The sequence below is a fragment of the Rhodococcus sp. IEGM 1241 genome, assembly GCF_033142365.1.
Taxonomy (GTDB): domain Bacteria; phylum Actinomycetota; class Actinomycetes; order Mycobacteriales; family Mycobacteriaceae; genus Rhodococcus_F; species Rhodococcus_F erythropolis.
Window position 1 is genome coordinate 1 of the sequence record NZ_JAWLSE010000030.1, and the last position, 13725, is coordinate 13725.

Here is a 13725-nt window from a genome sequence, read left to right on the forward strand (position 1 = left end):
GAGGCCGCGGTGTTCAGGGCTCCGGTGACGGCGGTGGAGGAGATCGTTGCGTCGGTGTTCGCCGAGGTGTTGGGTGTTGATCGGGTGGGTCTCGATGACGATTTCTTCGAGCTCGGCGGCAACTCTCTCAACGCCACTCGCACGATCAAGCGAATCGCCGATGCTCTCGATACCGAACTTTCGGTTCGAGTTCTGTTCGAAGCGTCCACGGTGCAGGATCTCGCGGCACATGCCGAAAGCCGGACCGGTTCGGGTGGGCGAGTCGCGCTAACCGCTGTCGAGCGGCCAGAGCGGATTCCGCTTTCGTTGGCGCAGCAGCGTATGTGGTTCCTCAACCGATTCGACGGGAGCGCAGCTGCATACAACATCCCGATGGCGCTGCGCCTTCAGGGTGATCTCGATGTCTCGGCGCTGAGCGCGGCCATCTCTGATGTGATCGGGCGGCACGAATCACTTCGAACCGTCTACCCGGAAATCGGAGACGGTCCGGTGCAGGTCGTCAAGCCCGTATCGAGTTGGTCGGACGAAATCGTCGCAGAACCGACCGGCGTGGACGAACTCGAAGGTGAGTTGGTCGCGCTGGCGTCGACGCGCTTCGACGTCACCCGCGAGATCCCGATTCGTATCCGGTTGTTCCAGTTGGCTTCCGACGAATACGTACTCGGTGTCGCGATTCATCATATTTCCGCCGACGGTTCCTCGATGGCACCGTTCGCTCGAGATGTCGTGACCGCATACGCCTCGCGGGTTGCCGGGTACACACCGTCCTGGGCTCCTCTCGACGTTCAGTACGCCGACTACAGCCTGTGGCAGCGAGAGGTGCTGGGCCGTGAGGAAGACCCGGGATCTATCGCTTCGCAGCAGATTGCGTACTGGAGCGATGCTCTCGCCGGGCTGCCTGATCAGCTTGCACTTCCAGCTGACCGGCCGCGCCCCGCGACGCAATCCTTCCGCGGCGGTTACCTGCACTTCGATATCGATGCAGAGTTGCATGCTCGGCTGAGCGGTCTTGCCAGGGCAAACAATTCGACGCTGTTCATGCTCACGCACACTGCGTTCGCGATGCTGTTGGCTCGACTGTCCGGAACCGAGGACATCGCGGTGGGTACGCCCATTGCCGGACGCGGTGAGCGGGCACTCGACGATCTCATCGGCATGTTCGTGAACACCTTGGTGTTCCGTACGCAGATCGACAGCGGTGCGCCGTTCCTCGACCTGCTCGGACGTGTCAGGGAGACCGACCTTCAAGCGTTCGCACATTCGGACGTTCCGTTCGAGCGACTCGTGGAGGTGCTCAACCCTCCGCGTTCGACCGCTCGTCATCCGCTCTATCAGGTCGGCTTCCTGTTCCAGAACATGGAAACCGGAGGGCTTGAGCTTCCGGGACTCACCGTCAAGGGCGTCGATATCGACAATGGGGTCGCGCAGTTCGATCTTCAGTTGATCGTCAGTGATCGTTACGACGCCAACGGATCTGCAGCCGGCATCACGTCGATGTTCAGCTACGCGCATGATCTGTTCGACGAGTCGACCGTGCAGGACTTCGCCGATCGATTCGTGCGATTGCTCGGGGAGATCGCGTCGGATCCGTCGTTGACCGTAGGCGACTTCGCGCTGATGGATTCGTCCGAGAGCGACCGGATCCTGAACCGCTGGAATGACACCGATCACCCCGTCCCGGGAGCCACTCTGGTCGAACTGTTCGACGAGCAGGTCGGTTCGAACCCAGGTTCGGTGGCATTGGTCGCTGGGAACACGTCGCTGACCTACGCCGAGTTCGATGCACGTGTCAACCGTCTCGCACGCCATCTGATTGCAACCGGTGTCGGTCCTGAGTCGTTGGTCGCGTTGGCAATCGAGCGATCGGTCGAACTGTTGGTCGCCATGTACGCGGTGGTGAAGGCAGGTGGTGGATACGTACCGATCGATCCGAACCACCCGGCCGATCGCATAGAGTACGTGTTGACCATGGCAGATCCGGTCTGCGTCCTCACTACCTCGACCACTGCGAAGAATCCGGCGTTCGGTGATTCTGTGATCGAGATGGACACGATCGATCTCGCGTCCTACGCGGACGCGATGGTTACCGATGGGGATCGCAGTGCTCCACTGCGAGCGGACAACACCGCCTATGTGATCTTCACGTCGGGATCGACGGGGCGGCCGAAGGGCGTCGCGATCTCGCATCGGGCGGTGGTCAACCAGATTCTCTGGAAGCGCGATCAGTACGGCCTGGACCGATCCGATGCGATGGTGCTCAAGACGGCGGCAACCTTCGACCTCTCGGTCTGGGAGTTCTGGTCGGCACTGACTTCCGGTGCACGACTGGTGATCGCCGAACCTGAAGGTCACAAGGACCCGAGCTACCTGCTCGACCTGATGACGCGGGAGAAGGTCACGACGCTCCACGTGGTGCCGTCGATGCTCGCGATGTTGCAGTCGGCGTCGGAAAATAGTCTTCCGGAATCGCTTCGTCAGGTGCTCGCGATCGGTGAAGCGTTGCCGGCCGCGACGGCCACCGAGTTTGCAGAACTCAGCGACGCGCAGTTGGTGAATCTGTACGGTCCGACCGAGGCCGCGGTCTCGGTGACAGCGCACGTCGTCGGTTCGGACGATACGACGTCGGTGCCGATCGGTGCCCCCGAATGGAACACGCAGGTGTTCGTGCTCGACACGCGTTTGCATCCGGTCCCCGTCGGAGTCACCGGGGAGCTTTACCTCGCCGGTGCCCAGCTTGCTCGCGGCTATCACGGGCGCGCGGATCTGACGTCGGAACGATTTGTGGCCAACGTCTTCGGTGACGCGGGTTCGCGGTTGTACCGCACGGGCGACCTCGTCCGGTGGACGCAGAACGGCGAACTCGACTACGTGGAGCGCGCCGACTTCCAGGTCAAGATCCGTGGCTACCGCATCGAACTCGGTGAGATCGAAGCGCTTCTTCGCAAGCAGGCCAGCGTGGACTCCGCTGTGGTGGTGGCCAAGTCGGATGCGCGTACCGGTGATCGACTTGTCGGCTACGTCGTTCCTCAAAGCGGGGAAAGCATCGATGTCGAAACCTTGAAGCGGACTCTTGTGGCTGAGTTGCCGAGTTACATGGTGCCGGCGGCATTGATGGTCTTGGACGAACTACCGCTCAACATAAACGGCAAGGTCGATCGCAAAGCCCTGCCCGACCCCGAATTCGAGGCGACCGAATTCCGTGCGCCGACCAACCCCGTCGAAGAGATCGTGGCGGGTGTGTTCGCTGACGTACTCGGTGTGGCGAGGGTCGGACTCGACGACGACTTCTTCGAGCTCGGCGGAAACTCTCTCGTCGCGACGCAGGTCGTGTCGAGGCTGGGTGAGGCGTTGGACGCGCAGATTCCGGTCCGCGTGATCTTCGAGGCGTCGACTGTCGGGGCATTGGCGTCGAGGGTTCTCGAACACGCGGGATCTGGTGGCCGCCCACCGTTGGTGGCTCAGGTGCGTCCGCACGAGATCCCGCTGTCGTTGGCGCAGCAACGTATGTGGGTGCTCAATCAGTTCGACAAGACCTCGGGTGCGTACAACATCCCGGTCGCGATCCGGCTGTCCGGCGCACTCGATGTCGACGCACTTCACTCAGCGGTGTCGGATCTGATCGAGCGTCACGAAGTGCTCCGGACGGTATACCCGGACCGGGGCAACGGACCGGTTCAGATGATCCTGCCTCGCTCCGCAGCGACGGTGGGACTGGAGGTGATCGCAACCGACGAAGCGTCGGTCGCCGAGCAGGTGGCTGACACAGTTCGCGAGGGCTTCGATGTCACGACAGCCGTTCCGTTGCGAATCCGTCTCTTCGAGGTCGACGAATCCGAGCGGGTCCTCGTCGTTGTCATTCACCACATCAGCGGTGACGGCTTCTCGATGGCTCCGTTGATCAGAGACACCATGGTTGCGTACACCGCACGTACCGGCGGGGAGACGCCGGAGTGGGCTCCGCTCGAGGTGCAGTACGCCGACTACACGCTGTGGCAGCGTGATGTCCTCGGATCGCCGGAGGACGCGGACAGTCAGCTGGGCCGTCAACTCGCGTACTGGGTGAACGAGCTCAAGGGCACTCCGGAGCTTCTGGAACTGCCGACCGACCGGCCGCGGCCGGCGCGCGCGAGCATGCGTGGTGCGGAATTCGAGTTTGCCGTCGATTCCGAGACCACGGACCGGCTCGCGACGATCGCACGGGAGCAGAACTCGACAGTCTTCATGGTGGTTCACACTGCCCTGGCCGTGCTGCTGGCGAAGATGAGTGGATCGAACGACATCGCAATCGGTACGCCGATCGCGGGTCGAGGTGAGCGGGCTCTCGACGATCTTGTCGGGATGTTCGTCAACACCTTGGTCCTGCGAACGGAGATCGCTCCTGCTTCGACTTTCGTCGACCTTCTGGGGCACGTGAAGGACAAGGACTTGTCGGCATTCGCCAATGCCGACGTACCGTTCGAGCGGTTGGTCGACGAATTGGGGCGAGAGCGCTCTCACGCATACTCGCCGCTCTTCCAGGTCATGCTCACATTCCAGAACATGGCTCTTGGTACGTTCCAACTCCCAGGCCTGGAACTCTCTGCGGTCGACAGCGGTTTCGATCAGGCGATGTTCGATCTGCAGCTCACCGGTATCGAGCAATTCGACGATGCCGGGGTGCTGTCCGGGCTGAGGATGCGTTTCACCTATGCGACCGACCTGTTCGACGAATCGACCATCGCTCTTTTCGCGGCGCGATTCGGGCGGGTGCTCGAAGAACTGGTGACCGATCCCGGGGTCGTGATTCGTACGATCGACATCGTGACCGATCAGGAACGCGAGGAAGCGAGCGCTGCCGAGCCGAAGTCCGCGGCAGATCTGCCCGAACTGGCAGCCGCGGCGGCGGCCGCCGATCCTGAGGCAATTGCGTTCACCCACGGTGATCAGGCGGTCACCTTCGGTGAGTTGTCGACCAAACTCGTTGCTATGCGTACCGCCATGGGCGCTGCTCTGGCTCCCGATGCACTGGTTTCGGTGTCGCTCGCCGGCCTTGTTCCGGGCATCCTGCCGGCACTTGGCGTCGACGGTCTCGCCACACTTGTGAGCTCGGTGATAGCTGACGCACAGTCGGTGTCAGCGGGCCGTGGGGGTACGGCCGGGTAACATTCAGTATTTGCCCAGTGAACGCCTCCGGCCGAGCAGAACGCTGTGCTCGGCCGGGGCGCACTTCACGAAAGTCAGTTGGAGGAAGTGTAGATGTCCGTCGGTATTCCGGGACCGCAGTCGCTGACGATCGAAGATCTGCCGAAGTTGGTAGCTGCAGTTGCGGCGGTAGATCCTGATCGTGTGGCCCTGAGCCACGGTGGAACCGAAATCAGCTACGGACGACTCAATGACGAGTTGGTCACTCTCGACACCGCGATGGGTGGGGCATTGGGGGCGGATGCCCTGGTTCCTGTTGTCGTTTCCACGGTGCTGCCGGAGCTGATCGCCAGCGAGGCCGACGGTCTCGGCGCGGTGGTCGACCGGCTCATCGCCGACGGCACTTCGATCGTCGAGGTCGCGTCCGAGGCCGACGCACACGTGACCCTAGCCGGACTCTTCGACGAGCAGGTCGAGCGGACGCCGGATGCGCTCGCGCTGGATTACGCCGGAACGCAGCTCACTTACGCGCAGTTCGACGCGCGAGCGAACCGCCTGGCCCGTGAACTCGTCGCGGCAGGTGTCGGACCGGACAGCCTCGTCGGTCTCGCGATGCGTCGATCGATCGATCTCCTCGTCTCGATGTACGCGATCGTCAAGGCCGGCGGCGCGTACGTTCCACTCGACCCGGATCATCCTGCCGACCGTCTCGCTTACGTACTCGAGATCGCGAAGCCCACGGCTGTGCTCACACGTACGTCCGATGCCGTGGTGCTGCCGCACGGTACGCCCACGCTCGACGTCGACACCCTCGACTTGTCGGGTCGTGCCGAGACAACTGTCACCGACGCCGACCGGTTGGCGCCGCTGCGCGCGGACAACACTGCGTATGTCATCTTCACGTCCGGATCGACCGGACGCCCCAAAGGCGTTGCAGTCTCTCACCGTGCCATCGTCGCGAACCTGCAATGGCGTCAGACCGAGTACGGATTCACTGCCGACGACGTGATCTTGCAGAAGACGCCCTTCACTTTCGATGTGTCCGTGTGGGAGTTCTTCTGGCCGCTGCAGGTCGGTGCATCGCTGGTGATCGCGGAACCCGACGGACATCGTGATCCGGTGTACGTGGCTCGCACGATGATCGAGCGCGGAGTGACGGCGGTGCACTTCGTGCCGTCGATGCTCGCCGTGTTCGTCGCCGAACCCCTTGTTGCGCAGGTCAAAACCCTTCGCTACGTGTTCGCTTCCGGTGAGGCGTTGCCGGCTCGAACCGCGGCACGTCTGCGCGAGGTCAGCAGTGCTGGACTCCACAATCTGTACGGCCCGACCGAGGCTGCCGTCGACGTGACTTATTACGAAACCGGTGAGCGAGATCAGGTGTCCGTGCCGATCGGCGCGGCCGTGGCAGACACCGAACTCCTGGTGCTCGACGACGCGCTCCGGCCGTCGCCTTCAGGAGTGGCAGGAGAGCTCTATCTTGCCGGGATTCAGCTGGCCAGGGGATACGTGTCGCGTCCCGATCTCACGGCAGACCGTTTCGTGGCTCGGCCGGGCACTACCGACGGATCGCGGATGTATCGAACCGGAGACCTGGTGCGTTGGCGCGGCGTCGGAGCGAACCGCCAGCTCGAATACATCGGTCGCACTGACTTTCAGGTCAAGCTCCGCGGTCTGCGCATCGAACTCGGTGAGATCGAGGCGGCACTGCTCGATTGTGAAGGTGTTTCCCAAGCCGTGGTGATCGTCCATTCGGACGAAACGATCGGTGACAACTTGGTCGCGTACATCGTCGGCGAGGGCATCGATTCAGAGATTCTGACGTCGTCGCTGGGTGAACGGCTACCCGACTACATGGTCCCTGCCATGTTCGTCGAACTGGACGAGTTTCCGCTCAATGCCAGCGGCAAGCTGGATCGAAAAGCCTTGCCCGCACCCGAATTCGTGTCGAAGACGGTCGAGTTCCGCGAGCCTGCGACACCCACCGAAGCCGGCGTGGTCGCGATCTTTGCCGATCTACTCGGGCAGGATCGGGTAGGGGCAGACGACGGCTTCTTCGAACTGGGCGGCAACTCGTTGCTCGCCACTCGCGTGGTTGCGCGGATCAATGCCGAACACGGCATCTCCATCGACATGCGCAACTTCTTCGACGCACCCACCGCCGCAGAACTTGCCGTCTTCATCGACGAAGCGAAAATCTCAGAAGACCGCAAGGCCCACGTTCCCCTGATCCCTCGCGAGCGCCCCGAGTTGGTTCCGCTGTCTTTGGCGCAGCAGCGCATGTGGTTCCTCAACCGATTCGAACCAGAATCGGCAGTCGACCACATTCCGGTCGCGCTGCGTCTCAGCGGAGCGCTCGATGTCGATGCCTTGCAGGGCGCGCTCGAAGATTTGATCGAGCGGCACGAGATCCTTCGAACCGTGTACCCGGAGGTCGACGGCGTCGGATATCAGCGCTTGGTCGACCTTGCAGCCGTGGTACCGAACCTGACTCCCATACGGGTAGACGAGTCGGCGATCGTCGAGCGCGTGACCGACTTCGTTACCCCGGGGTTCGACGTGACCACCGAGGTTCCGATTCGGGCGGCACTCTTCCAACCCACCGCCGACGAATTCGTCCTCGTGTTCGTCGTCCATCACATCAGCGGTGACGGGTTCTCCATGGGACCGTTGACCAAGGACATCGTTTCGTCCTATGTGTCTCGGACACAGGGAATTGCGCATGATCTGGCTCCGCTGCCCGTACAGTTCGCCGACTTTGCACTGTGGCAGCGCGAAGTTCTCGGCAGTGAGGACGACCCGGATTCTCTGATCACTCGCCAGGTCGACTACTGGCGCCACGCGTTGGCCGGTATCCCCGATCAGCTCGATCTTCCGTCGGACCGCCCGCGCCCGCGCGTCGCGTCGAACCGGGGAGCCGGGCACACATTCACGATCGAGCCTGACCTTCACCAGGCTCTCAATCGAATTGCGCTGGACAACAACGCATCCCTGTTCATGGTGTTGCACAGTGCCGTGGCGATTCTGCTGGCGCGGTTGTCCGGGACTTCGGACATTGCGATCGGCACTCCGGTCGCCGGTCGAGGCGATCAAGCTCTCGATGACCTCATCGGGATGTTCGTCAATACGCTCGTGCTCCGCACAGATGTTGACGTCAACATGTCTTTCATCGACTTGATCGCCCGGGTTCGAGATATCGATCTCGATGGATTCGGTAACTCGGACGTTCCGTTCGAGCGGTTGGTGGAGGTGCTCAATCCCTCGCGATCGCAGTCGAGGAATCCGCTGTTTCAAGTGATGCTCTCTATGCAGAATCTTGGGCAGAGCACGCAAAGCAGCCTCGAGGTACCGGGATTGACCATCTCTGGGCTTGATGTCGATTCGGCGACAGCCAAATTCGACTTGCAGTTCACGATCTGGGAGTCCGACGCGACTGCTGCGTCAGGGGGCCTGAGCGTGGCACTCGTTTATGCGACGGATTTGTTCGACGAGGCGTCGGTGAAATCTTTTGCCGGTCGGTTGACTGTGATTCTCGAAGCGATCGCTGCGGATGCCGCGGTAGTGGTCGGTGATATCGATTTGCTCGATGCTGCCGAGCGTTCGGATGTTTTGGATTCTTGGATGGTTCCTGGTGTCGAGGTTGAGCCAGGCACGACGTTGGTGTCGATGTTCGATGCGAGGGTTGCGGGTGAGGCTTCGTCGACCGCTGTGGTGTTCGAGGATCGCCGGTTGTCGTTCGGTGAACTGGATGCGGCGGCAAATCGGTTGGCGCGCAAGCTGATCGAGTCGGGTGTTGGTCCGGAGTCGTTGGTGGCGGTTATTTTGCCGCGGTCGGTCGAGTTGGTTGTCACGTTGTTGGCTGTGGTGAAGGCCGGGGGTGGCTATCTGCCGATTGATCCGACGTATCCGGCGGAGCGTATCGCTTTCACGTTGGGGGACGCGCGTCCTGTGTGCGTCGTCGCTGCGGGTGATGTCGTCGATGTCGAGGTGCCAGTTCTTGATGTGATGGCGTTGGACTTGGCGAATTACGACGGTTCGCCGGTGTCGGACGGTGATCGTCGTTCTGCGTTGCGTGCCGATGATATTGCCTACGTGATCTATACGTCCGGTTCGACTGGGAAGCCGAAGGGTGTGGCGGTCAGTCATCGGAATGTGGTGGAGTTGTTTGCGAATGCTCAGCCGCGGTTCGGTTTCGATGGTTCGGACGTGTGGACGTTGTTCCACAGTTACGCGTTCGATTTCTCGGTGTGGGAGTTGTGGGGCCCGCTGTTGTACGGCGGCACTGTTGTGGTGGTGGATTACCTGACTTCTCGCTCGCCGGAGCAGTTCCGTGAGTTGGTTGTGCGGGAGCGGGTGACGGTGCTCAATCAGACTCCTTCGGCGTTCTATCAGTTCGCCGAGGCGGATCGGATGGCTGGTGATTCGGCCGGTTCGTTGTCGTTGCGTCATGTGATCTTCGGCGGTGAGGCGCTGGATTTGTCTCAATTGGTGCGTTGGTATGACCGTCATGACGATAGTTCTCCGCGATTGGTGAACATGTACGGGATTACCGAGACCACTGTGCATGTGTCGTTCTCGGCACTCGACTCGGTGATGGTTCGGAAGGCGACCGGTTCGGTTATCGGCCGTGGCCTTGGTGGGTTGTCGGTGTTCGTACTCGACGATCGGCTTCGCCCTGTGCCGGTAGGTGTTCGAGGAGAAATGTATGTCGCTGGTGGACAGCTTTCGCGTGGGTATGTGGGCCAGCCCGGGCTGACTGCTGGTCGTTTTGTTGCGAACCCGTTCGGACGCAGCGGTTCCGGTGATCAGATGTACCGGACAGGTGATATTGCGCGGTGGAATGCCGACGGGGTGCTCGAGTATGCGGGCCGAAGTGATTCGCAGATTCAGTTGCGTGGGTTCCGGATTGAACTCGGCGAGGTCGAGGCTGCGTTGTTGCGTGTGCCTGGGGTGGCTGGCGCTGTGGCGGTTGTGCGCTCGGATGTTGCGCTCGGTGATCGTCTTGTGGGGTATGTGATCCCCGAGGCTGGCATGGATCTTGCTGCTTCCGTTGTGTCGACGAGGGTGAGCGAGTTCTTGACCGGGTACATGGTTCCGGATGCTGTGGTGGTGCTCGAGGAGCTTCCGCTGACGGTGAACGGTAAGTTGGATCGGAAGGCGTTGCCGGAGCCAGTATTCGAGGTGCGGGAGTATCGAACACCCGCGACTGATACGGAGTTGGCGGTAGCGGCCGTCTTTGCCGACGTTCTGGGGGTCGAGCGTGTCGGGTTGGATGATGATTTCTTTGCTTTGGGTGGCAATTCGCTCGTAGCCACACGATTGGTCGCCAGGCTCGGGCGAGCGCTCGAGACGACGATCCCCGTGAGGGTCCTGTTCGAAAATTCGAATGTAGAGTCGCTGGCGGCGGCGATCTCGTCACACGTCAGTTCCGGGAACATTCCGGCACTAGTTGCAGGACCTCGCCCCACGACGATTCCGTTGTCACTTGCTCAGCAGCGCATGTGGTTCCTGAGCCGCTTCGACCCCGAATCGGCCGTCAACAATATTCCGATTGCGCTGCGTTTGAGTGGCCAGTTGAACCTGTCGGCACTGCAGTTGGCCGTATCGGATGTGGTGGATCGGCACGAATCGCTACGGACGATCTACCCCGAGGCGGGTGGGCAAGGTCAGCAGGTGATTCTGCCTGCCTCAGAGGTATCTTTTGATCTCACCCCAGTCACTCTGGGCGGAACTCGGGTCGAAGAGGCACTGCTGACGCTCGCTCTGGCAGGGTTCGATGTGACAACGTCGGTACCGTTCCGTGTGCAGTTGTTCGAGGTGGGGGCGGACGCATTTGTTCTCGCCTTCGTTGTGCACCACATCGCAGCGGACGGGTTCTCGATGCGTCCGCTGACTCGGGATGTCATGGTTGCCTACGCCGCTCGGGTTTCGAACGGCGTTCCGAATTGGACTCCGCTCGAGGTGCAGTACGCCGATTATGCACTCTGGCAGCGGGAGGTCCTCGGCGACGAGGACGACCCGAATTCTTTGATCTCGGCTCAGCTGGACCACTGGCGCTCCGTCCTCCGTGATTCTCCGGAAGTGCTTGCGTTACCAGCTGACCGATCCCGCCCGGTCGTCGCCTCGAATCGTGGCGCTACGTACCGCTTCTCCGTCAGCGAAAAGATTCGGTCGAGCTTGGACTCACTCGCACGCGAGCGGAACGCGTCGCTGTTCATGGTGATGCATTCGGCCCTCGCCGTGCTTCTCGCAAGGTTGTCCGGTACCAGTGACATCGTGATCGGTACTCCGGTTGCAGGGCGAGGCGAAAAGGCGCTCGACGATGTGATCGGTATGTTCGTGAATACGCTGGTCCTGCGGACTCCTGTCGACCTCGCCAGTCCGTTCGGTGCGCTCGTCTCGGCAACGCGGAGGACGGACCTTCAGGCGCTCGGCAACGGCGATGTTCCGTTCGAGCGATTGGTCGAGGTACTGGACCCCACCCGATCGCAGGCACATCACCCGCTGTTCCAGGTCGCGCTGTTCTTTCAGAACATGTCCCAGGATGCGTTGGAGCTTTCGGGGTTGGAGGTGTCGGGCCTCGAGTTCGATGCCGGTATCGCGAAATTCGATCTTCAACTTACTCTCGCTCCCCGTGTCGAAGATGCGCTCGAAGACGGCATGTTCGCCGAGTTCGCATACGCCACAGATCTGTTCGACGAGTCGACGATTCGTGGATTCGCCGATCGGTTCACCAGGATCCTCGAGCAGGTGGTCGTGGATCCGTCGATCACTGTGGGTGACATCGATCTGTTGGAGGAGACCGAGCGCGAGTCGCTGTTGACTGCGCGCAACTCCACCGCACGTGACGTCGGGAACAGTGAGACATTGGCTTCGCTGTTCGACACTCGCGTTGCGTTGGCGCCCGATGCTGTTGCCGTGGTGTTCGACGGCCAGTCGCTGACCTATGGCGAGGTGTCCGATCGTGTGAACAAATTGGCACGCAAGCTGATAGACGATGGTGTTGGGCACGAGTCGTTGGTGGCCTTGGCGATGCGTCGGTCGCTCGATCTCGTAGTGGGTATGTACGCGGTGATCGCCGCGGGCGGAGCCTACGTGCCATTGGATCCCGATCACCCCGCCGAGCGGATCGGGCACATCCTCACGACGGCCGATCCAGTCTGTGTGCTGTCGACGACGAGGGACGCTTTCGTAGCGCCGAACGGCGCCGACGTGCTGTTGATCGATGCTGCTGACCTCTCGAGCTATTCGCCTTCCGTCGTTTCCGATGTTGATCGTCGTGGTCGACTGCGTGATGTGAATGCCGCTTACGTGATCTTCACCTCGGGTTCCACGGGCAAGCCCAAGGGCGTTGCGGTCTCGCATCACGCCATCGTGAACCAGGTCCTGTGGATGCAGGATCAGTACGCCATCGGCACAGAAGATGTCTATCTGCAAAAGACTGCAACGACATTCGATGTCTCGTTGTGGGGTTACTTCACCGCGCTTCTGTCCGGTACGAGAGTGGTGCTGGCATCTCACGACGGACATCGAGATCCCGCGTATCTGGCTGGTCTGATCGAAGATCATCGGGTGACGCTGACGGACTTCGTTCCGTCGATGTTGACCGTCTTCGCGGCTTCGGTTCCAGAGCACGCGTTGGTGTCGCTGAGGGACGTCTTCGTGATCGGTGAGGCGTTGCCGGTGGAGACGGTACGTGCATTCGCTCAGGTTTCGTCTGCAAGCCTGCACAATGTGTACGGCCCAACCGAGGCTGCGGTCTCGATCACCTACTACGAAATCGATGGATCGGAATCAACAGGGATTCCGATCGGGGTGCCCGAGTGGAACTCGCAGGTCTACGTGTTGGACAGTCGGTTGCAGCCGGTGCCGGTAGGCGTTGCAGGTGAGCTGTATCTGGCCGGTGATCAACTGGCGCGCGGTTACGTCGCGCGACCCGATCTCACCAGTGATCGTTTTGTCGCGAACCCATTTGTGGAGGCGAGCGACACGAACGGTGAAATCAATCCCGGTGGCAGTCGGATGTATCGCACCGGGGACCTGGTGTGGTGGAACACCGCAGGCGAACTCGAGTATGTCGGGCGTACCGATTTTCAGGTCAAATTCCGTGGTCAGAGGATCGAACTGGGTGAGATCGAGTCAGCTCTGCTGGCGCACTCGACGGTAGCTCAGTGCGTGGTCACTGTGGCATCCACCGATATGGGCGATCAGCTGGTCGCATATGTGATCGCTGTCCCGGATTCTGTGATCGACGTAGAAGTCCTGAGGAATGCGCTTCCTGAATCGCTACCTGTCTACATGATTCCGAACGCGATCATGGTCTTGGACGAGTTGCCTCTGAATTCCTCTGGGAAGTTGGATCGGAAGTTGTTGCCGGAGCCGGTGTTCGAGGTTGCGGTGTTCCGGGCCCCGGTCACGCCGGTAGAACAAATTGTCGCTTCTGTTTTCTCGGCGGTACTCGGGGTCGAGCGAGTGGGTCTGGATGACGATTTCTTCGCACTCGGCGGAAACTCTTTGATTGCTACTCGAATGGCGGCTCGGTTGGGGCAGGCGCTCGATGCGCAGGTTCCGGTGCGGGTGTTGTTCGAGGCGTCGTCGGTGGAGTTG

At 61.2% G+C, this 13725-nt stretch carries 2 protein-coding genes; both read left to right on the forward strand.

Annotated elements, in window-relative coordinates:
• On the forward strand, positions 1-5142 hold a 5142-nt coding region (locus R4P70_RS32035; protein WP_411742497.1), incomplete at its 5' end, for an amino acid adenylation domain-containing protein.
• A gap of 93 nt (positions 5143-5235) precedes the next feature.
• Positions 5236-13725: non-ribosomal peptide synthetase (locus tag R4P70_RS32040; protein ID WP_317833728.1), on the forward strand; the 8490-nt coding region annotated here is incomplete at its 3' end.